The following is a 21,900-nucleotide window of genomic DNA, read 5'->3' as shown; positions in this document are numbered from 1 at the left end:
ATCATTTTAAGACTTACACTCGTAATGACATTTTATTTATAAAAATAACACTCAGAATGCCTTGTTTATTAAAATAATTTAGACATCATACAAAAAAGTTGAATCAAGTACTTTGAGCAAGGGAATAACAATGAGTACACTAATGAACTCACTCAGAGAGGTGTTCAATGCAAAATGGCGATCAGCGACAACAAGGTTTTACTTCCCAAGATATAGAAGTAATAGCAAAAGATACCGTTTTTAAAGGTTTTTTTAAGATGGTGAGATACCACTTTAGGCACCGTCTATTTGCTGGAGGGTGGAGCGGTATTGTTGAACGAGAAATGTTTGAGCGTGGCCACGCTGCAGCAGTATTGCCTTATGATCCTGTGACCGATCAAGTTGTTCTCATTGAGCAAGTTCGAGTTGGTGCTATTGAAGATGCTTGTCCTTGGCAAATGGAAATTGTGGCAGGAATGATTGAACAAGGTGAAACGGCTGCGTCCGTAGTTTGTCGAGAGGCAGAAGAAGAAGCAGGGATTGAGATTGAACGGCTTAAGTCGCTTGTTTCCTACTATCCGTCTTCAGGTGGTTGCTCTGAAAAATTGGATCTGTTTATTGGTAAAGTTGATGCAACTCAAGCACATGGGATTCATGGATTAGAGACTGAAAATGAAGATATTAAGGTCCATGTGGTAAGTCGAGAATCAGCTAATCAGTGGCTAGCCGATGGTGTTTTCGAAAATAGTGCGGCCATTATTGCTCTGCAGTGGCTACAATTAAATTATCAAACACTACAAATTCAGTGGGGTCAGCCCGCGAAAAGCGGAGAATAAAATGGTGCAAGTAGCGGAAAAACAGCGATATCATGTCGACTTAGCTGGTTTAATGAGAACTTATGAGACCAATTACGCTAAGCTAAATGCATTACTATCAGGTTCTTATGTTGTGGGAGATGTTCGTTGTTACCAAGTTGCAGATATGTTCTATCAGTTAACTGTGAATGAAATCACAAAATATACCACGGTTGTTGAAATATACCAAAGCAATGATGCCCCTGTATTCCCTTTACCTACGATGTCTGTCAGGCTTTATCATGATGCTAGAGTTGCAGAAGTCTTTTCAAGTGGTGCTTTCTCTCGTATTAAAGCCAAGTATGATTACCCAAACAATAAACTGATGCAAAAAGATGAGAAGCATCAACTTAATACATTTCTTGGAGAATGGTTGACGTTTTGCTTACGCAGTGGCATTAGTAGAACCCCATTGCAGTTAAGTTGATACTCACTTAGGTAGTCAACAGCAATAATCAATAACGATAACGTGGATGAATTGGGCTTTTAGTTTGCATTTATCGAGTGACAGCATCAAGCTACTACAAATTACAGATACTCATCTATTTGCAACAGATGAGGGCAATTTGCTAAGCGTGAAAACCGCTGACAGCTTTAATGCTGTAGTTAAAGCGATCCTTTGCCAACAGGTACCATTTGAATATATTTTAGCGACTGGAGATATTTCTCAGGACCATAGTACTGCATCTTATTTGCGCTTTGCACAAGCAATTGCACCACTGAAAAAAACGTGCTTTTGGCTGCCAGGTAATCATGATTTTAAGCCTAATATGAGAGATGTTTTCCCTTCTGCACAAATTAAGGCCGAAGAGCATGTATTGTTGGGTGAGCATTGGCAACTCATTTTACTTGATTCTCAAGTAGTCGGTGTACCACATGGTCAGCTTAGCCAAGAACAATTAGTTCTGCTCGATACTAAACTTGCCCTATTTCCAGATCGCTACGCATTGATTTTACTACACCATCATCCTCTTTTAGTTGGTAGTGCTTGGCTTGACCAGCATAATTTGAAAGGTGCGGATAAATTTTGGCAAGTGATTCGCCAACATAATAATGTGAAAGGCATTGTGTGTGGTCACGTCCATCAAGATATGAATGTAATGGATAATGGCATCCGTGTGATGGCAACCCCTTCAACCTGTGTGCAGTTTAAACCTAACTCCGATGACTTTGCTTTAGATGTGACTTCTCCAGGTTGGCGTGAATTAGAGCTCCATGCCAATGGTGATATTACAACAGAGGTAAAACGCTTGCCGGATGGCTTATACCAACCCGACTTTACTTCCAGTGGCTATTAGTCCTTATCCTTGATGGATTTTAACACTCGATATTACTTTTTATGATGAGGTAAAAATGTGTAAACCTTCACTACTGCTATATATACATGGCTTTAATAGCTCACCACTGTCTGTGAAGGCAAGACTCATGAAAGACTACTGCGAGCAGCATAGGCCAGATATTAAGGTGGTTGTTCCACAATTACCTTCCTTTCCTGCTCAGGCAGCAAAGAGTTTGACGGATATTGTTGATTATTATAATAATGATTACACCATAGGGTTAATCGGTAGCTCTCTCGGAGGATATTTTTCTACATGGCTTAATGCTCAATATGGTCTTCGGGCTGTGGTGGTTAACCCTGCGGTGAAGCCTTATGAATTACTTGTGGATTACTTAGGCCAGCAAACCAATCCTTATACCAGTGAAACTTACACGCTTGAATATCACCATATTGATGAATTAAAAGCACTTGATGTAGAGCGGCTTGTTTCGCCGCAATCTTTTTGGCTATTGCAGCAAACTGAAGATGAAGTTTTAAACTATCGTCAAGCGGTGGAGAAATTTGCTCTCGCGCAGCAGACAGTCGAAGAGGGAGGTGATCATAGTTTTGTTGGCTTTGAACGTTACCCTGCTGAAATCATCAAGTTTCTCGCACTATAATATTGATAAGGTGGTTGGAAAATCGTCAGCTAAACGATGAGTTCCAACCGTTACTTGACATAATCCTTGCTCTTCCAGACTATGTTTGGCGACAAATCTAGGAGTATGAGCTCCGTACTGCTCTGTTTACTTGTCTTCTCGATGAATAGGTAAACGGGGCAGCTTTATTCCGTTGATCAAGTTGGGTGTTGTTATGCATCTCATTGGGTCAACAAACTAACATTGAGAAAAATTCCGTATTATGACTGAACAATATAATGCTGGTGCTATTGAAGTACTGAACGGTTTGGAGCCAGTACGTCGCCGACCAGGGATGTATACGGATACAGCACGCCCAAACCACTTGGGCCAAGAAGTCATCGATAACAGTGTCGATGAAGCGCTGGCCGGGCACGCCTCAAAAGTACAGGTTATCCTCCATGCTGACCAATCCTTGGAAGTTATTGACGACGGTCGGGGCATGCCTGTCGATATCCACCCAGAAGAAAAAGTATCAGGTGTTGAACTTATCTTATGTAAGCTTCACGCAGGTGGTAAATTCTCTAATAAAAACTATCAGTTTTCTGGTGGTCTACACGGTGTCGGTATCTCTGTAGTAAATGCACTATCTAAACGTGTTGAAGTGACGGTACGTCGTGATGGTCAAGTATATGAAATTGCGTTTGAAAATGGCGATAAAGTGTCAGATCTTACTGTCACAGGTACCTGTGGCCGTCGTAACCGTGGTACGAGTGTGCACTTCTGGCCAGATGCCAAGTATTTTGATTCAGCAAATTTCTCAGTCACGCGCTTGGTTAATAACTTGCGTGCGAAAGCGGTACTGTGTCCGGGTCTAGAAATTACCTTTATTGATAAAGTAAACAACAAAGACCATAAATGGTATTACGAAGATGGTCTAAAAGATTACCTCACTGAGGGAGTAAAAGGTTACCCAGTATTACCCGAAGCGCCATTTACGGGGGAATTCTCGGCTGAGACAGAAGCGGCAAATTGGGCGGTAATCTGGCAGCCAGAAGGTGGTGAGATGATCACCGAAAGCTATGTAAACCTTATCCCAACAGCGCAAGGCGGTACCCACGTAAATGGCTTACGACAAGGTTTGCTTGATGCCATGCGTGAGTTTTGTGAATTCCGTAACTTGCTGCCTCGTGGTGTGAAACTTACTGGTGATGATGTTTTTGATCGCTGCTCCTATGTTTTGTCGGTCAAGATTCAAGATCCACAGTTCGCTGGGCAAACCAAAGAGCGTCTCTCTTCTCGTCAAACCGCTGCTTTTGTTTCTGGGGTAGTAAAAGATGCCTTTAGTCTTTGGCTTAATGAGAAACCGCATTTAGCAGAGCAGCTTGCAGAGGTCTGTATTGCTAACGCACATCGCCGTATGCGTGCGAGCAAAAAGGTAGTACGTAAGAAAGTTGCATCAGGTCCGGCATTGCCAGGTAAGTTGACAGACTGTTCTGTACAAGATCTTAATCGTACTGAAATCTTCTTTGTCGAGGGTGACTCGGCGGGCGGCTCAGCCAAACAGGCACGTGATCGTGAGTTCCAAGCAGTGATGCCACTGCGTGGTAAGATCCTCAACACGTGGGAAGTATCCGCAGACCAAGTTCTTGCTTCACAAGAAGTACACGACATCTCTGTCGCTTTGGGGATCGATCCTGACAGCGACAACCTAGATAGCTTGCGTTACGGTAAGATCTGTATTCTTGCCGATGCGGACTCGGATGGTTTACATATCGCAACCCTATTGTGTGCTTTATTTACTCGACACTTCCGTGCATTGGTGGAAGCGGGGCATATTTATGTCGCGATGCCGCCTCTGTATCGTATCGACTGTGGTAAAGAAGTATTCTATGCCCTAGATGATGACGAAAAAGATGGCGTACTAGAACGTTTGTCGAAGAAGAAAGCCAAGATTAATGTCCAGCGATTTAAAGGTTTGGGTGAAATGAACCCACTGCAATTGCGTGAAACGACGATGGATCCTAATACACGCCGTTTAGTGCAATTAACTATTGATGACTCTGTGGCAACTATGGAAATGATGGACATGTTGCTTGGTAAAAAACGAGCAGATGATCGTCGTTCTTGGCTACAAAATAACGGTGATATGGCAGAGGTTTAACGGATGTCTACAGAAATTACTTACGATGGCGTTGAACAGTTGCCGATGCGCAAGTTCACAGAAGACGCTTATCTAAACTACTCGATGTACGTAATCATGGACCGAGCATTACCGTATATTGGTGATGGTTTGAAACCGGTTCAACGACGCATCATTTACGCTATGTCGGAGCTCGGTCTTTCGGCATCAGCTAAATACAAAAAATCCGCACGTACGGTTGGTGACGTGTTGGGTAAATACCACCCCCATGGCGATTCAGCCTGTTATGAAGCGATGGTATTGATGGCGCAGCCTTTCTCTTACCGTTATCCATTGGTTGATGGGCAAGGTAACTGGGGTGCACCCGATGATCCGAAGTCGTTCGCAGCAATGCGTTATACCGAAGCAAAACTATCGAAGTTTGCAGAAGTTTTACTTGGTGAGTTAGGTCAAGGCACGGTTGAGTGGCAGCCAAACTTTGATGGCACGATGAAAGAGCCGCAAATGTTACCAGCACGTCTTCCCCATATTTTGCTTAATGGGGTGACGGGTATTGCTGTTGGTATGGCAACAGATATTCCACCTCACAATGTGCGTGAAGTGGCTGAAGCAACCATTCATTTGATCGATAACCCGAAGGCAGAACTGTCAGATGTGATGCAGTTTGTAAAAGGTCCAGATTATCCAACCGAAGCGGAAATTATTTCGCCTCAAGCCGATATTGAGAAGATTTATCGCAACGGTCGTGGCAGCGTCAAGATGCGTGCGGTTTGGTGTAAAGAAGGAACAGATATCGTTATTACTTCTTTGCCGCATCAAGTTTCTGGCGCAAAATTGCTCGAACAGATTGCAAACCAAATGCGTGCCAAGAAGCTGCCGATGGTGGATGATCTTCGTGATGAATCGGACCATGAGAACCCAACTCGCATTGTGATTGTTCCTAAATCGAATCGTATTGATTGTGACTTGTTGATGAACCATCTGTTTGCTTCAACGGATCTTGAACGTAGCTACCGAGTAAACTTAAACATGATCGGGTTGGATAACCGCCCTCAAGTTAAAGGCTTGGTGCAAATTCTGTCTGAATGGATCGAATTTCGTCGCACCACTGTTCGTCGCCGCTTGCAACATCGTCTAGACAAAGTAATGGCGCGCCTACACATCTTGGAAGGTTTGTTGGTTGCTTATCTAAACCTAGATGAAGTGATTGAGATCATTCGTACTGAAGATGATCCCAAAGCGGTGCTAATGGAGCGCTTTGGGATCACCGATATCCAAGCGGATGCGATTCTAGATACCAAACTTCGTCATCTAGCCAAGCTAGAAGAGATGAAGATCCGTGGTGAACAAGACGAGCTAGAAAAAGAGCGTGAGAAGTTAGAACAGTTACTGGGCTCTGAGCGTCGTCTAAACACGCTACTGAAGAAAGAAATCAAGGCTGATGCAGACAAATACGGAGATGATCGTCGTTCTCCAATCGTTGAACGTGCAGAAGCTAAAGCACTTACAGAGCGCGATTTAGTACCAAGTGAACCGATTACGGTTGTGTTATCTGAAAAAGGCTGGATTCGCCATGCAAAAGGCCACGAAGTGGATGCGCAAGGCTTGAGCTATAAATCAGGTGATAAATACCTCGCACATGCGCGAGGTAAAAGTAACCAGCAAGCGGTTCTGTTTGGTAGTGATGGTCGAAGCTATGCCATTGAATCACACACTTTGCCATCAGCTCGTAGTCAAGGTGAGCCAATCACTGGACGTTTAAATATCACAGCAGGCAGCAGCATTCGCCAGGTGATCATGGGTGAAGAAGAGCAGTTATGGTTAGTCGGCTCAGACGCCGGTTATGGCTTTGTATGTAAAGGTTCTGATTTACTTTCTAAGAACCGCAGTGGTAAGGCCTTGATTACTCTACCAGCCAACGCCGAAGTCATGACACCAAAAGCCATTGCTCATTTAGATTCAGATGAAATCTTGGCAATTACCAATCAAGGCCGTATGCTACTTTTCCCGATTAAAGACTTACCACAATTGGCGAAGGGTAAAGGGAATAAAATCATTAATATTCCTTCAGCTAAGGCTAAAGAGCGTGAAGAAGTCTTATCCCATTTAATGGCACTACCTCAAGGAGGGGTTTTAACCTTATATGCGGGTAAACGCAAGCTAGGATTAAAGCAAGCTGACCTAGATAACTTCAGAGGAGAACGTGGCCGACGAGGTGTTTTATTGCCACGAGGTTTACAACGTGTAACTCGTATTGAAATCGATCTAAGTGGTCGTTCAGAAGCCGTGGAAGATTTAAGCGATAGTGAATAAAAACTGAATAAAAAGCCCCAGCCAATGGCTGGGAGCTTTTTATGATTCTTGTTTATCTTCAGCGATAGTGACGGTTAAGTTCATTTGTTTACCTTTACGAATAATTCCAACGTCAACGCTGGTTCCTGGACGTAAGTCGGTAACAATATCCATGACACTTTGTCGCCCTTGAACTTTAGTTCCGTTAATACTGATGATTATATCTTGCTTTTTAAAGCCTGCCAGATTTGCTGGACCATTAGGGTCAATACCTAAAACGACAATACCACCTATGTGCTCATTGCCTAATAGACGTGCGGTGACAGAATTAATATCTTGTCCATCAATGCCGATATAACCTCGAATAACACGACCATCAGCAATAATTTTCTGCATGATTTTATTAGCTAAAGGCGCTGGGATTGCAAAAGATATCCCATAAGTTTCAAGGTCTGTTGCTTGCTGAAATGAAGCGGTGTTGATCCCGACTAGTTCTCCTTGAGTATTCACTAATGCACCGCCAGAATTTCCGTCATTGATTGCAGCGTCGGTCTGAATGAAAGCTTGGCGACCATCGCTAATTGAAGAGCGGCCTGTAGCAGATATAATCCCAAAGGTCGTCGTTTGACCTAAATTGTATGGGTTACCAATAGCGAGAACCACATCGCCGACCCGTGGTTTGTAGTCAGGATTTTGAGGGATAACAGGTAAGTTTGTGCCTTCAACTCGTAAAATTGCAATATCAGTGCGTTTGTCTGTACCTACCAATTGTGCTGCAGCAACTCGCCCATCTTGGAGCGCGACAACAATTTGATCTGCCTGAGCAACAACGTGGTAGTTAGTGATAATGTAGCCCTTATCACTGACTATCACACCAGAACCCAGTCCCTGAGTTGAGAGCTTATTGCGATCATTTTCAACATATTTACGGCTATAAATATTAACAACTGCAGGTGCAGCTCTTCTTACTGCAGGGTTAAAAGAGACTTCAAATGACGATGTATTAAGAGGTTGAGGGGAGACTAAAGCTGTAGGTATTAGTTTACTGCGCAGAGAAGGAAGCGCAAGTAACAGAACCGCAGCAGTAGCTAAGCCTAACAACACAGAACGTAACAAAAAGCTAAGCATAACCTCTCCACAGCGAAAAACTTTATATAAATAGAACCTTCAAGGATAGCACTACATTGTCTAATTACAAAAGGGCAAGACGATGCTTCGCTTGCCCTTTTAAACAAACCCTGACAATGAAACGTTTAGTTCATTGAGTTGGAGAAGAAAATAAAATTAACGTATGACAAGGTAAAGCGTACGAGCACCACGTTGGATATTCATCGCTAATACGCCATCTTGTTTCTCTATTAAGGCTCTTAATTCGGCTAAATTCTTCACTCTTTGGCGGTTGACGCCAATGATGATATCGCCTTTTTTCAGTTCATATCGTGCCGCCGGAGATTTACTCTCTACCTTAGTAACTTTCACGCCTTGAATTTGATCATTTGGTGTTGTGTTGCTTAGTTCAGCGCCTTTCAAACCTTCATGTAGATTTTCCGCCTTGGCTTTCATGTTTTTGGATTCACCTAACGTAACGTTAAAGTCTTTTTTCTTGCCATCACGAATAACACCAAGGTTCACTTGTTTGCCTGCGCCTAGTGTCGCCACTTTAGCGCGCAACTCCGAGAAGGTATCAATCGATTTGTTATTTATAGTGATGATAACATCACCCGCTTCTAATCCAGCTTTATCAGCGGCACTATCTGGAACAACTTGACTGACGAAAGCTCCTTTACTTGATTCATAGCCTAGAGCTTCAGCAAGTTCCGATGTTACTTCACCACCTTGAACACCTAGCATACCTCGTTTAACTTCGCCAAATTCAAGAATTTGTTCGGTAAGGTTCTTCATCATATTAGATGGAATAGCGAATCCAATACCGACATTACCACCGTTTGGACCTAATATTGCAGTGTTTATACCTATTAGTTCACCATTTAGATTAACTAGAGCACCTCCGGAGTTACCGCTGTTAATTGCAGCATCGGTCTGAATGAAGTTTTCAAAGTTTTCAAGATTTAAGCCACTCCGACCAAGTGCTGATACAATACCAGAAGTTACAGTCTGACCAAGTCCAAATGGATTACCAATAGCAACAGTAAAGTCACCCACATTTAGCTTATCGGAGTCGGCAATTTTTATTTCGGTTAAATCTTTGGCTTTTTCGAGTTTTAGTAGAGCAACATCTGACATTTCATCTCCACCGATGAGTTCAGCATCGTACTCTCTGCCATCATGAAGACGCACTCGGATATCATCAGCGCCTTTGATTACGTGGTAGTTGGTGACAATTTGGCCCTTATCGGCATCAACGATTACGCCAGAGCCTAGGCCTTTAAATGGACGCTCTTGAGTTTGAGCTGATGGAAACTCTGGTCCAAAAAAGAATTGAAATTGCTCTGGAATACGCTTGGTTTCGACGTGTTTCCCCTCAACTGCAATACTGACAACTGCGGGGGTTACTTTATCTAACATTGGAGCAAGGCTAGGTAATTGCTGTCCGTCTACGCTAAATGGAAGGGCTGCGTTCGCAGTGATTGGAGCAAGCATAGAGCCCAAGCTTAAAGATAAAAAGGTTAGTGCAAGTAATGGTTTTTTCATCCAATAACTCCTTTAAAAACAGGTCTGCCATAAGATAGCCCTAACTTTATCTCAGTAATACTTAGTTAGGGTATAGAAATGATGGTGGCAATGGTGAGAGGTTAGATATAAATAAGTAGGAAAAAGTTCAATACAAATTAATGTCCCATAGTTCTTTTATAAATGACTAAACTCTTAGCTTATGAGGTATGGTCTATCGTATCAGTAGTAAAAAGCCACTCAGCTTTAAAGAGTGCCTCTTTACTTATAAATTTAAATATTTCAATTAGCTGTTTATTATCAGAAAATTTATTTATTCAGATTCCATTTGAAACTAAGAAGATTTAGCAGCCATCATTTCTTGCGCATCCATCAACTTTTTTTCTTGTCCATTGAGTAAGCCTGTTGATTCATTTGCATAGTCTTTAGGCTGCATTTCTGGCTTGTCTTTGATGTCTTTAACGTCTTCGGGGCTTTCTGTCGACATTGCCGTTTTTTTATCAAATGGATTATCTTGCTCAGGTAAGTTGGGTAATAGTTCAGAAGATGTCTTGGCCATATGTTGATAAAGCTTAGTGTAATCCTTACCTAGGGTATCCAACATTTGTGCGGTTTGTGCAAAGTGGTCAAGTAACTCTTGGCGTTGCTGCTCAAGAGTATATTTAGCAACTTCTAACTCTTTTCTGACTGATTTTTGTTTTTTATACTCAGGTGTAGTAAGTCGGCTGATGAGTACGCCAACAACAGTACCAACTAGCAACCCTACAATGGCATACATCCAAGGCATAACTGCTCCTTTTTTATAGTTGTTTTAACAAGTATTTTACCACCTAGTTACACGTGGTATGTAGCCATGTTACTATGGCTTTCATGACCGATAAAGAAAAAGCAGCGTATCTTTAGAGAAGAAAAACGTTTTTTCTAATCTCATATCCTCAAGCACCTGGTTGAGCATAGCATCTTAAAGTTGCTTAGGTACAAACTCCTACGGAGTGATGATTTCTTACCCCTTACTACGATTTACAAACCATGACACCATTAGAACAATATCAGAACGACATCGCAGAGCATGGATTTCAGAATGATGAGGCGCAGCATCAGGCGGTGTTAGCTTTAGATAAGCTATATCATGCCATTGTTAAATTTCAAGCGACAGCGCTCCCTACTCTGACTATCTGGCAAAAGTTGATCGGTAAAAAAATAGCAAAGCCAGCCCCTCCAAAAGGACTTTATTTTTGGGGAGGTGTGGGACGAGGAAAAACGTACCTCATGGATACTTTCTTTGAACTGTTGCCTACGCAAAGAAAAATGAGAGTGCATTTTCATCGCTTTATGCACCGAGTACATAATGAAATGAAACATTTAAACGATGTGGAGAATCCATTATCAAAAGTGGCCGACTTGTTTAAGCAAGAGGCTGATATAGTGTGCTTTGATGAATTTTTTGTTTCCGATATCACCGATGCGATGATCTTAGCTACCTTGTTACAAGAAATGTTCAGAAGAGAAATGGTTTTGGTTGCAACATCAAATATCGAACCAGAAAACCTCTATCGAAATGGGTTACAAAGGGCTCGCTTTCTACCAGCCATTGATATGATCTTGCAACGCTGTGAAGTGATCAACGTGGATAGTGGTATCGATTATCGCTTACGGACTTTGCAGCAAGCTGAGATATACCATTATCCACTGGATGAGCAGGCCTCCGTCAACTTGAAGAAATATTACCATCAATTAACCGGGGAAAGAAAAGCAACGGTCGATCGAATTGACATTAATCACCGTGAAATTGCTGTCGTTGAAGCAAACGATGAAGTTCTATTCGCCACTTTTGAGCAACTGTGTCAAACCCCACGAAGTCAGAATGATTATATTGAACTCTCTCGCCTGTACCACACAGTATTGCTGGCTGATGTTAAGCAGATGCATAGTAAAATGGATGATGCGGCGAGACGCTTTATTGCCTTGGTTGATGAATTCTATGAACGAAATGTTAAATTGATCATCTCTGCTGAGGTTCCGATGGAATCGCTCTATCTCAATGGGCAGTTGGAATTTGAGTTCAAGCGCTGTTTATCTCGATTGATTGAGATGCAGAGCTACGAGTACCTTACCAAAGAACACCTTGGTTAAGTCAGGTGTTTTTTTATGAAAAGAAAAAATTAGTGATTTAGCGCAAAAAAAGGTGATTTTTTCTTCGCTCTTCTTTATAATCCTGCGACCCACCGTTACTGCAGACCTCATTATCGAAGTTATTTCGAGAGTAAGGTCGAGAGTACCAACGACTCGAAGGGGTGATGACTGGGCTCTTAGACAGTGTGGGGACGCAAATTTGTGTTCCTTAAAGTTTAAATTTTAATTAACGGGTTATTATTAGCATGAAAACTTTCGTTGCTAAACCAGAAACTGTAAAACGCGACTGGTACGTTGTAGACGCTGAGGGTAAAACTCTAGGTCGTCTAGCAAGTGAAATTGCATCTCGCCTACGTGGCAAACATAAAGCTGAATACACTCCTCACGTTGACACTGGTGATTACATCATCGTTATCAATGCTGAGAAAGTTGCTGTAACTGGTAACAAAGCTAAGAACAAAGTGTACTACCGTCACTCTGAATTCCCAGGTGGTCTAAAATCTATCACTTTTGAAAAGTTGATCGATCGTAAACCTGAGATGGCTCTTGAGCTTGCAGTTAAAGGCATGCTTCCACGTGGTCCTCTAGGCCGTGCTATGTACCGTAAGCTTAAAGTTTACGCGGGCGCTGAGCACAACCATGTTGCTCAACAACCACAAGTACTAGACATCTAATTGGGGATTTCGAAAATGGCAGAGAATCAATACTACGGCACTGGCCGTCGCAAAAGCTCAGCTGCGCGTGTTTTCATTAAACCAGGCAGCGGCAACATCGTAGTCAACAAGCGCAGTCTTGATGAATACTTCGGTCGTCCAACTTCTCGTATGGTTGTTAAGCAACCTCTTGAGCTAGTTGAACTAACTGAGAAGCTAGATCTATACGTAACTGTTAAAGGTGGCGGTATTTCAGGTCAAGCTGGCGCTATCCGTCACGGCATCACTCGTGCTCTTATGGAGTACGATGAGTCTCTACGTCCAACTCTACGTGCAGCAGGTTACGTTACTCGTGACGCTCGTTGCGTTGAACGTAAGAAAGTTGGTCTACGTAAAGCACGTCGTCGTCCACAGTTCTCTAAGCGTTAATTTTCTATTATTGGAAATTATGCTTTTCCTGATTTATTTGGGAAACTGTGCATCAAAGCTCGGCTCTATGCCGAGCTTTTTGTTTTCTAAATCCCTCTTCGCCATCACCCTTTGGGCCGTTCAAAACCTTTTAATAGCTTTCAATACACACGTTACCGTTATCTCAATATAAAATACGCATCATTGATTGTGAGCCATTATTGTCCTGATTTGGAAACTTGCTCTGTGCAGGTTCTGTTCTTTATTGAGGCTTTTTTTGCGATTTAAGCAATGAAAAATTTGGATAAGACAAGGGCTTACTTCTCACTTCCTGATATGCAATCTTGCCCTTTTTTGTTACAAGTTACATCGCATTTTTATTGTTTTACCGCTTTTGTGACGGTGTGAGCGATTTACCTCGCAAATGTTACAAAAAGGTAGCTTTGCCTTGTCAAAAAGTAGGGTTGTCTTTATCATTTCTATTCAATAAATAGAATTAAATTTATTATTGTTAGCCATGCTCTTATAAGTGGAATGATAATGACCCAAGGGAGCAAATGGGAGAATGTTTGGATGAGCAATGCGCCTTTAAATAACGGACGTAGGCGTTTTCTAACTGCAACAACTGCGGTTGTTGGTGGGTTAGGGGCAGTCGCCGTCGCCGTTCCTTTTATCAAATCATGGAACCCGAGTGCAAAAGCAAAAGCAGCAGGAGCACCGGTTGAAGTGGACATCAGTAAAATAGAAGCTGGTCAAATGATTCGCGTTGAGTGGCAAGGAAAGCCAGTCTGGGTAGTTCGCCGTACTGAATCTGTTCTTGAAAACTTGAACAAAATCAATGATCAGCTCCGAGATCCAAACTCCGAAATGGAGCAGCAACCTCCTTACGCACAGAATGAATATCGCTCTATAAAGCCAGATTATTTTGTTGCGGTTGGTTTCTGTACCCACTTAGGTTGTTCGCCGACCTACCTGCCTGATACATTCTCAGAGCAGGTTCAAGGTGTAAAATCAGGCTTTTTCTGCCCTTGTCATGGATCTAAATTTGATATGGCGGGTCGGGTGTTTCAAGGCGTTCCTGCGCCATTAAACCTTGTCGTTCCTAAACATATGTATCTAACTGAGAATAAACTCTTAGTTGGTGTTGATGAGGGAGACGCATAATGCAAGCATTACTCGATTGGGTAGAAAAACGCCTTCCCATTATGAATGCCTATAAAAAGCATTTATCTGAATACCCTATGCCAAAGAATTTCAATTTTTGGTACCTTTTCGGTTCTTTGGCAATGTTGGTTTTGGTCAATCAGATTTTAACCGGCATCTGGTTAACCATGAACTATGTGCCTTCCGGTGAAGGAGCGTTTGCTTCTGTTGAATACATCATGCGTGATGTCGATTATGGTTGGTTGCTACGTTATATGCACTCAACGGGGGCATCGGCTTTCTTTGTGGTGATTTATCTGCACATGTTCCGAGGCCTGATTTACGGCTCTTACCAAAAGCCCCGTGAATTACTATGGCTATTTGGTATGTTAATCTTCCTGGTGTTGATGGCTGAAGCCTTCATGGGTTACCTATTGCCTTGGGGACAAATGTCCTACTGGGGGGCTCAGGTAATCATCTCTTTGTTTGGTGCAATTCCTGTTATTGGTGATGATTTAACACTCTGGATCCGGGGTGATTATATTATTTCCGGCGCGACACTGAATCGTTTCTTCGCTTTACATGTTATTGCTTTGCCGATTGTGCTGCTGCTTCTTGTGGTACTTCATGTACTCGCATTGCATGAAGTAGGTTCGAATAACCCTGATGGTATTGATACTAAGTTGCCTAAAGGGACTATGGGAGAAGGTTACAAAACACAGTTTAAATTCCACAAAGACTACACCAAAAAATACGACATTATTGATTCGATTCCTTTCCATCCTTATGGCACGGTAAAAGATCTTATTGGTGTAGCCGGTTTCTTATTCCTATTCTGCTATGTGTTATTTTTCAATCCTGAAATGGGCGGGTATTTCCTAGAGCCGCCTAACTTTGAAGCGGCTAACCCATTGAAAACACCAGAGCATATTGCACCAGTTTGGTATTTTACTCCGTTTTACGCCATTCTACGAGCAGTCCCCGATAAACTGCTTGGTGTTATTCTGATGGGGGCATCGATTGTTGTTCTGTTCCTACTTCCTTGGCTAGATAGATGTAAGGTACGTTCATATCGCTACCGCAGTAAGTTACATTTGTTGAATATTGCTCAATTTACTGTTGCCTTTATTGCTCTGGGTATATTAGGTGCACTACCAGCGACACCGTTGTACACCATTTTGTCTCAGATCTTTAGCTTGTGTTACTTCATGTTTTTTGTGTTGCTGTTTTTCTACAGTAAAAATGAAGCAACCAAACCATTACCAGAGAGGGTGACATTTAAATGAAGAAGTGGATTTTAATTCTGTTTGCTCTGTTACCATCTCTAACTATGGCGGCAGGGAGCAATTTTCCATTAGATAAAGCGAATGTTGATCTCTCCGATAAGGCGTCGCTACAAAATGGTGCAAAGTTATTTATGAACTATTGCTTTGCTTGCCATTCAACTCAGTATCAGCGTTATGAACGTGTTGCGACGGATCTTGGGATCCCAATTGATCTAATGAAAGAAAACCTGATTTTCGATCCTACCGCCAAGGTAGGCGATCTCATGGTGAATGCGATGCCAGCCGAACAAGCTGGAAACTGGTTTGGTGCTCCGCCCCCTGACTTAACCTTAGTGGCTCGTGTGCGAGGCGCTGACTGGCTTTATACCTATTTACGTTCATTCTATGTCGACCCTTCACGACCGTTTGGTGTCAACAATCTTGTTTTTCCAAGTGTGGGTATGCCTCATGTGCTTGAAGAACTACAAGGTGTTCCTACACCTGTCTATGCGACCGAAGTGGTAGATGGTGAGGAAGTTCAGGTCGTTGTAGGCACAGAAACGGATGGAACAGGTGAACTGACTAAAGGCGAGTACGATAAAGCGGTAGGTGATATCGTCAACTTTCTCGTCTATGCGGGGGATCCTATTCAATTAGAGCGCCATGCTCTTGGTTGGTGGGTTATGGGTTTTTTAGTGCTATTTACTATCATTGTTGTGTTGTTGAAGAAAGAATATTGGCGCGATGTGCATTAATTGTGCTACAATATCGTGCTAATTCTTAGTTTTAATTAATGGATAGTGGAGGCTTAGCGCCTCCATTTTTATTTATAAGTGTACTGGAGGGCTCCATGGCTGTAGCTGCCAATAAACGTTCTGTAATGACTCTTTTTTCAAGTGCATCAGATTTATATAGCCATCAGGTTCGTATTGTACTAGCTGAAAAGGGCGTAAGTGTTGAAGTTGAGCTTGTTGATGAAGCAAATCTTCCTGCTGAGCTTGTTGAATTAAACCCATACAAGTCAGTACCAACTTTGGTTGACCGTGAGCTAGCTCTTTACGATTCAAAAATCATCATGGAGTACTTGGACGAGCGTTTTCCGCATCCTCCTCTTATGCCTGTTTATCCTGTTGCTCGGGGTAACAGCCGTCTAATGATGTACCGTATTGAGCGTAATTGGTATTCTCTCGCTGAGAAAGTACTAAAAGGTAATATGGAAGAATCAGAGAAAGCGCGTACTAAATTACGTAATGATCTACTCACTCTATCGCCAATCTTTGCTGAGTATGAATATTTTATGAGCGAAGAGTTCAGTTTGATTGATTGTTACTTAGCACCACTATTATGGCGTTTGCCTCAACTTGGTATTGATCTTGTTGGCCCGGGTTCAAAAGAAATCAAAGTGTACATGAATCGCGTATTTGAACGTGACTCATTCCTTGCTTCTTTGACGGAAGCAGAACGTGAAATGCGTTTAGTTCGTTAATTGGACTAGGTTACATACGTGATGGATATTTCTAAGATGACTGCACGCCGTCCTTACATGCTTCGTGCATTTTATGACTGGTTGGTTGATAACGACCTAACACCTCATCTAGTTGTTGATGCAACAATGCCAGGTGTTCATGTACCAATTGAATTTGTTCAAGATGGCCAGATTATATTGAATATAGCCCCTGCAGCAGTTGGCTATCTTGAATTAGGTAATGAATCGGTCACTTTTCAAGCTCGCTTTAGCGGGCGACCTCATTCAGTGATTGTCCCTATTTATGCGGCACAGGCGATTTATGCTAGAGAAAATGGTGCTGGTACAATGTTTGAGCCTGAAGATATCTATATGGATATTGAAGAAGAAGACATGACTGCTGACGCACCAACTCCAGCATTCACTGCAGTGGTTAGCGATTTAGAGCCAGATACTGTTGAACTTGAGGAGGAAGAAGCGCCTCGTCCGAAAGGAAAGCCAAGTTTACGTGTGATCAAATAGTATCAATGGACCGGTAAAATCAAATTAAAAAAGCAGCACACTAGTGCTGCTTTTTATTTCATTTTTATAATTTTACTTACAAAAAAGGCTGAGAGATTGGCTGATGAGTATTGTTTTCTAGTACAGCTATATCCCCATACTGAAAACCTTTAATTACTTGCTTAACTCCAGAAATATTACGTGCGATTTCCACAGCACGATCTGCTTGTGCAAGAGAAACATAACCAAATAGGAATACATCGCCATCTTCAGTGATAACTTTTACTTTGGTTCCATTTAATTCGCCATCAGTAAGTAAAGCGGATTTTACTTTAGTTGTAATCCAGCTGTCATTACTGATTTGACTCAGCCCTAATGGCTCCATTTGCTTAATTTTGTTATGAATACTTTTAACGCCGTTTAATTTGCGTACTTGTTTTTCAAAATCGCTAATGAGAGTTTGAGTTGGCGCTTGCCCCATAAGTACTAAGGTACCGTTATAAGAGCTAGCGAAAATGCGAGTTTTTTCCACAAAGGGGGGTTTATTACTCATGGCTGCTACTTCAAACTCAATGTTGTTATCTTGCCATATTTCCTTCGCAGAACGGGTATCTGTGACAATGTTGGCCGTTGTTGCGGCTCCAGCAATAAATAACCCTGCACAGCCATTCAACATTAATGCAGTACATAAAATAACAAGGTTCCGTATCATACTTGTAAACTCTTTGTTGTTCATTCTTCGTGAGCAGGAAAAAGTACTTGATCAATCAGATCGCATAAACAATGGAGAGTAACCATGTGAACTTCATGGATACGTGCTGTACGCTGTGATGGTATCCGAATCTCAACATCGTGTTCTCCGAGTAGGCCTGCCATTTCACCACCATCTTTCCCCGTTAAGGCAATGATGGTCATATCACGAGTTACTGCGGCTTCCATAGCTTTTATAACGTTTTTACTGTTACCGCTGGTTGAAATTGCGAGCAAGATATCACCGGCTTGACCAAAAGCACGAACTTGTTTCGAAAAAATCTCTTGGTAGTGGTAATCATTAGCGACGGCGGTAAGTGTCGTATTATCAGCGGTAAGAGCCATAGCGGGAAGGCTAGGGCGCTCAGTTTCAAAGCGATTTAAAAGGCACGATACAAATTGTTGTGCGTTAGAAGCACTACCGCCATTACCGCAACATAAAATTTTATTACCATTTAACAAGCTTGAAACCATGGCTTGAGCGGCATGAGTTATTGTATCTGGCAACGCTTCAGCTGCCGCAATTTGAATCTGAATACTTTCAGTAAAACAGTCTTTAATGCTATCTAGCATTGCTTATCCTTCAGAGATTGCATTTTTTATCCAATTGATATCATTGCCATTGTTGTGAATGGCAATTACATCGAATCGGTAATCGGCATGATATGTATCATGTTTGTTCTTGTGAAGCCAAATATGGGCTGTTTTGACCAGTTTACGCATTTTTGCCGGAGTGACCATCTCGGCGGCAGAACCGAAATGATCATTTTTACGATATTTTACCTCAACAAAGACGATAGTTTTACCTTGTTGAAAAATTAAATCAATTTCTCCGAGTTTTGTTAAGAAATTTTGTGTCACAAAACGCAGGCCTTGGCGTTGCAAGTAGTGCTTTGCCAAGACCTCGTATTGGTCCCCAATCCGCCTTTTGCTAAAGAGCCCCACGTTCAGCCCAGTCAAGTTTGCGTTGAACAATGCATTGGTTATCTATGGTCAAACGGCCAGTTTGTCCGTCGACAGAGTAACCTGATAACAGTTTCATTTGTGGTAACTCATTAATTAGCTTGTAGGCATCCATCCCCATTGCTTCGAGGCGTTTTTCCGTATTTGATTGATTCGGCCATAGCTCATTCATTTGGGTCTTAATGGTCAGGTCTGGGTTAATGAGTAGAGGGATGTCACTGTATGTGACTCCAGTTAAATCCTCATAAGCTGTCCCGCCACTGTTACTGCGAGAATTCGAGAACATTTTTGGTGGCTTTTCACCTGGATTAATCGCAACTTCTATAAACGGTTTGATCAAAGTCAGCTCTGAGCTTTTTGCTACGATATAGACAGCATCAACATCACGACGACTACGCGGGGAGCTTTCAATTACAGTATTAGTTAAAGACTGGATCTGAGCAATGCGCTTCTTACTTTCTTGAAGGCCAAATATTTTATTGATGTCCTTCTGCATTTGCTGTTTATTGCCGAAAAACTCGTTTGCTGCTTTGTAGTTACTGTATTTCGCCCATTCTTGATTGAAAGCTTGGCTTACTCGTTGACCGTAAACACTTTTCGGAGCCAAAATCATCGGGAATTTGTAGCCTTGTTCATGAAGATACTTAGCAGCTTGTGCGACCTCCTGCTCTGGGGACAGAGCGAAGTAACATGTATCCGTCTCTGGTTGAATAGCATCGGGAATATTTAAAGCTAAATTTGGAATGGTCACTCCAGTTTGAGAACCATCCAGTACAGATTGTAGCTGTGTTACCTTGTTTTTTTGCAATGGCCCAATGACAAAATCAATATTTTTTTTGAGCAAGTGCTGTTTAATCTGTTCAATACTATTTTCATTTGTATCAATAACAGTCAGTGAAGCGCTTGGATCGCGGTATTCATCGTTCATCATTGCAAATACAAAACCGTCACGGATGAGTTGGCCTTGTTGAGCAAATTTACCAGAAAGTGGTAGTAATAAAGCTGTGTTGTTTGGCTTTACAATATCTAATGATAAAATATTCTGAATTTCTTGAGGTGTATATATACTTGCAGGATGCGAAGAGTGATCGTTTAACCACTTCTCCATCGCATTCTTTAATTGCGTAAGATTGCTAGAATAGGTTTTCGCGTAGCCTGCAAGCTGTAACCATCCGTTGAGTATAGCTTCGTCAGCAGAAGTGGCCAACTCTTGCAGCTCTTGAACAGAGTATTGACTGAAATTCATCCAAATTCGGTTAGAGATTTCGCGTCTTTCTTGACTTGAAGCGAAGTCGCTTTCCGCAATTAACTGGCGATTTGCTTCAAAGGGTTGGTTTAAACTTTGGTAAGCGTCAGCACGAAGAGCGTAGTATTCTTTCCACTGTTGGCTAGGTAATTGCCATTGTGTTTGAAAGCTCAAGGCTTGCAATACTTGTGTGTAATGCCCTTTTTTTTGCAGTATGGTCGCTTGAATAAGTTGCTGTTCAGCTTGCTGAACATTATTTAAAGATTGTCGAGCAAGACGTTTAACCAGTAATTGTGCTCTTTCGATTTGGTTTGCTTGTAAGGCAGCTTTTGCCGCCATGATTAACCAGTCACTTTGCAAACTACCTTGGCTGCTATCTGCTTGGATCATATAGCTCTGAGTAGACTGTGTTGGTGGACGGGTGATGTCCACGCTATTTGGACGTTGTGGGCCTGAAGAACATGCCGTTAGGGTTAATGCTAGTGCTACAGGGGTCAGTAAGCGTGGTACACTGAGGCGCTTATGGTTCATCATTGCCGTGAGTTCTCTATAATTTTTGTACAAAATTTTCTCTATATTAATCGTTGAAGTGATAGTAAACAAATGACAGAAAAAAATAAGTTGCTGAATGAGAGGCCAACTCTCTACATCGTACCGACTCCAATCGGAAATTTAGCGGATATTACTCAACGTGCCGTTGATGTTCTGTCGAATGTGGATATCATCGCTGCAGAGGATACTCGACATACAGGCAAGCTGTTATCTCATTTTAATATCCAAACGAAAACATTTGCTTTACATGATCACAATGAACAGCAAAGATCGCAAGTTTTAGTTGAAAAATTGTTGTCTGGTCAATCAATTGCGTTGGTTTCTGATGCAGGTACACCGCTAATAAGTGATCCAGGTTATCATTTAGTTAATCAATGTCGACAAGCGGGAGTTCGTGTTGTCCCTTTGCCTGGTGCTTGTGCTGTTATTACGGCTTTGAGTGCCTCTGGGTTGCCTTCTGATCGATTTAGTTTTGAAGGCTTTTTACCCCCTAAAAGAAAAAGTCGCAAGGACAAACTTTTAGAAATATCCGCTGTTGAACGAACATGCATATTTTATGAGTCCCCGCATAGAATAGTAGACTCTTTACAAGATATGTTGGAAGTTCTTGGTCCAGAAAGAGAAGTCGTCTTGGCGCGTGAATTAACTAAAACATTCGAAACCATTCAAGGTATGCCACTAGGTGAACTGATCGAATGGGTAGAAAGTGATGATAATCAGCAACGTGGTGAAATGGTGTTATTGATTCATGGTCATCGAGCTTCAACACAAGAAAATCTACCTGATGAAGCGACTCGTACATTGAGTATTTTGACTAAAGAATTACCACTAAAGAAAGCGGCGGCCTTGGCAGCAGAAATATATAAGCTTAAGAAAAATGCGCTATATAAATGGGGATTAGAAAATTTGGATTAGGGGCATGGCATAATTCTATTAAATGTATATAAACGGAAGCTAATACCCGCACGATTTGTCTAATGTCTAGCGATCAAAGTTGTTTGTTTTGTCGCCATTTGATATTTTCAT

General features: G+C 42.0%; 22 protein-coding genes. 15 read left to right on the top strand and 7 right to left on the bottom strand.

Annotated features, from left to right (window positions below; all coding sequences use genetic code 11):
- Positions 1–167 precede the first annotated feature (167 nt).
- From nudF to parC, 6 genes are all read left to right on the top strand, one after another.
- Positions 168–815, top strand: a complete 648-nt coding sequence (gene nudF / locus VSA01S_RS01815) for an ADP-ribose diphosphatase (RefSeq protein ID WP_039978814.1) — start codon at positions 168–170, stop codon at positions 813–815.
- A gap of 1 nt (position 816) precedes the next feature.
- Positions 817–1,260 (top strand): DUF1249 family protein, encoded by a 444-nt coding sequence (locus VSA01S_RS01810; protein ID WP_039978815.1) that lies wholly within the window; start codon positions 817–819, stop codon positions 1,258–1,260.
- A gap of 64 nt (positions 1,261–1,324) precedes the next feature.
- The gene (gene cpdA, locus VSA01S_RS01805) at positions 1,325–2,131 is read left to right on the top strand and encodes a 3',5'-cyclic-AMP phosphodiesterase (protein WP_102857592.1); all 807 of its coding nucleotides are present in this window, start codon (positions 1,325–1,327) and stop codon (positions 2,129–2,131) included.
- Between the two features lie 55 nt (positions 2,132–2,186).
- Positions 2,187–2,771 (top strand): esterase YqiA, encoded by a 585-nt coding sequence (yqiA, locus tag VSA01S_RS01800; RefSeq protein WP_039978819.1) that lies wholly within the window; start codon positions 2,187–2,189, stop codon positions 2,769–2,771.
- A gap of 241 nt (positions 2,772–3,012) precedes the next feature.
- Complete coding sequence (gene parE, locus VSA01S_RS01795; RefSeq protein ID WP_039978821.1) at positions 3,013–4,893, top strand: DNA topoisomerase IV subunit B; 1,881 nt, start codon at positions 3,013–3,015, stop codon at positions 4,891–4,893.
- A gap of 3 nt (positions 4,894–4,896) precedes the next feature.
- Positions 4,897–7,185 carry a DNA topoisomerase IV subunit A gene (parC, locus tag VSA01S_RS01790; protein ID WP_039978824.1) on the top strand — a complete coding sequence of 763 codons (2,289 nt, stop codon included), beginning with the start codon at positions 4,897–4,899 and terminating at the stop codon, positions 7,183–7,185.
- Between the two features lie 39 nt (positions 7,186–7,224).
- Here parC and degS read toward each other — a convergent pair whose 3' ends face one another.
- The 3 genes from degS to zapG all read right to left on the bottom strand — a co-directional run bounded on the left by degS (position 7,225) and on the right by zapG (position 10,582).
- Positions 7,225–8,292 carry an outer membrane-stress sensor serine endopeptidase DegS gene (degS, locus tag VSA01S_RS01785; RefSeq protein WP_039978825.1) on the bottom strand — a complete coding sequence of 356 codons (1,068 nt, stop codon included), beginning with the start codon at positions 8,290–8,292 and terminating at the stop codon, positions 7,225–7,227.
- 156 nt (positions 8,293–8,448) lie between these two features.
- Positions 8,449–9,816, bottom strand: a complete 1,368-nt coding sequence (locus VSA01S_RS01780) for a Do family serine endopeptidase (RefSeq protein ID WP_039978827.1) — start codon at positions 9,814–9,816, stop codon at positions 8,449–8,451.
- A 313-nt stretch (positions 9,817–10,129) separates the two neighbouring features.
- Entirely contained in the window at positions 10,130–10,582 is a 453-nt protein-coding gene (zapG, locus tag VSA01S_RS01775; RefSeq protein WP_039978829.1) for a Z-ring associated protein ZapG, read from the bottom strand.
- A gap of 242 nt (positions 10,583–10,824) precedes the next feature.
- On the opposite strand from zapG, the gene zapE reads away from it, so the two are divergent.
- From zapE to sspB, 8 genes are all read left to right on the top strand, one after another.
- On the top strand, positions 10,825–11,928 hold the full coding sequence (zapE, locus tag VSA01S_RS01770) for a cell division protein ZapE (RefSeq protein WP_039978830.1): 1,104 nt from the start codon (positions 10,825–10,827) through the stop codon (positions 11,926–11,928).
- 245 nt (positions 11,929–12,173) lie between these two features.
- On the top strand, positions 12,174–12,602 hold the full coding sequence (rplM, locus tag VSA01S_RS01760) for a 50S ribosomal protein L13 (protein WP_005372872.1): 429 nt from the start codon (positions 12,174–12,176) through the stop codon (positions 12,600–12,602).
- Between the two features lie 15 nt (positions 12,603–12,617).
- The gene (rpsI, locus tag VSA01S_RS01755) at positions 12,618–13,010 is read left to right on the top strand and encodes a 30S ribosomal protein S9 (RefSeq protein WP_039978832.1); all 393 of its coding nucleotides are present in this window, start codon (positions 12,618–12,620) and stop codon (positions 13,008–13,010) included.
- 552 nt (positions 13,011–13,562) lie between these two features.
- A complete protein-coding gene (gene petA / locus VSA01S_RS01750; RefSeq protein WP_021709874.1) occupies positions 13,563–14,153 on the top strand; it encodes a ubiquinol-cytochrome c reductase iron-sulfur subunit in 591 nt (196 codons plus the stop codon).
- Positions 14,153–15,418 (top strand): cytochrome b, encoded by a 1,266-nt coding sequence (locus VSA01S_RS01745; protein ID WP_039978833.1) that lies wholly within the window; start codon positions 14,153–14,155, stop codon positions 15,416–15,418. The genes petA and VSA01S_RS01745 overlap by 1 nt, the downstream gene beginning before the upstream one ends.
- Positions 15,415–16,152 (top strand): cytochrome c1, encoded by a 738-nt coding sequence (locus tag VSA01S_RS01740; RefSeq protein ID WP_039978834.1) that lies wholly within the window; start codon positions 15,415–15,417, stop codon positions 16,150–16,152. The genes VSA01S_RS01745 and VSA01S_RS01740 overlap by 4 nt, the downstream gene beginning before the upstream one ends.
- Positions 16,153–16,247: 95 nt before the next feature.
- Positions 16,248–16,883 carry a stringent starvation protein SspA gene (gene sspA, locus VSA01S_RS01735; RefSeq protein WP_039978836.1) on the top strand — a complete coding sequence of 212 codons (636 nt, stop codon included), beginning with the start codon at positions 16,248–16,250 and terminating at the stop codon, positions 16,881–16,883.
- A gap of 21 nt (positions 16,884–16,904) precedes the next feature.
- Complete coding sequence (sspB, locus tag VSA01S_RS01730; RefSeq protein ID WP_039978837.1) at positions 16,905–17,384, top strand: ClpXP protease specificity-enhancing factor; 480 nt, start codon at positions 16,905–16,907, stop codon at positions 17,382–17,384.
- A 76-nt stretch (positions 17,385–17,460) separates the two neighbouring features.
- Here the strand turns inward: sspB and VSA01S_RS01725 are convergent, their stop codons facing one another.
- Genes VSA01S_RS01725 through VSA01S_RS01710 form a run of 4 tightly spaced genes read right to left on the bottom strand, consistent with a single transcriptional unit; the run spans position 17,461 to position 20,856 of the window.
- Positions 17,461–18,075, bottom strand: coding sequence for a BON domain-containing protein (locus VSA01S_RS01725; RefSeq protein WP_039978838.1), 615 nt, complete (start codon positions 18,073–18,075; stop codon positions 17,461–17,463).
- Between the two features lie 20 nt (positions 18,076–18,095).
- Entirely contained in the window at positions 18,096–18,686 is a 591-nt protein-coding gene (locus VSA01S_RS01720; protein WP_039978839.1) for a phosphoheptose isomerase, read from the bottom strand.
- Between the two features lie 3 nt (positions 18,687–18,689).
- Positions 18,690–19,058, bottom strand: a complete 369-nt coding sequence (locus VSA01S_RS01715; protein WP_039978840.1) for a YraN family protein — start codon at positions 19,056–19,058, stop codon at positions 18,690–18,692.
- A complete protein-coding gene (locus tag VSA01S_RS01710; protein ID WP_039978841.1) occupies positions 19,045–20,856 on the bottom strand; it encodes a penicillin-binding protein activator in 1,812 nt (603 codons plus the stop codon). The genes VSA01S_RS01715 and VSA01S_RS01710 overlap by 14 nt, the downstream gene beginning before the upstream one ends.
- A 69-nt stretch (positions 20,857–20,925) precedes the next feature.
- Between VSA01S_RS01710 and rsmI the strand changes: the two genes are divergently transcribed.
- Positions 20,926–21,789, top strand: coding sequence for a 16S rRNA (cytidine(1402)-2'-O)-methyltransferase (gene rsmI / locus VSA01S_RS01705; RefSeq protein WP_039978843.1), 864 nt, complete (start codon positions 20,926–20,928; stop codon positions 21,787–21,789).
- Positions 21,790–21,900 lie beyond the last annotated feature (111 nt).

The sequence above is a fragment of the Vibrio sagamiensis NBRC 104589 genome, from assembly GCF_007990935.1.
Lineage (GTDB): Bacteria > Pseudomonadota > Gammaproteobacteria > Enterobacterales > Vibrionaceae > Vibrio > Vibrio sagamiensis.
Note: the sequence above shows the minus strand (reverse complement) of the source record. Positions and strands in the feature narration are given on the sequence as shown.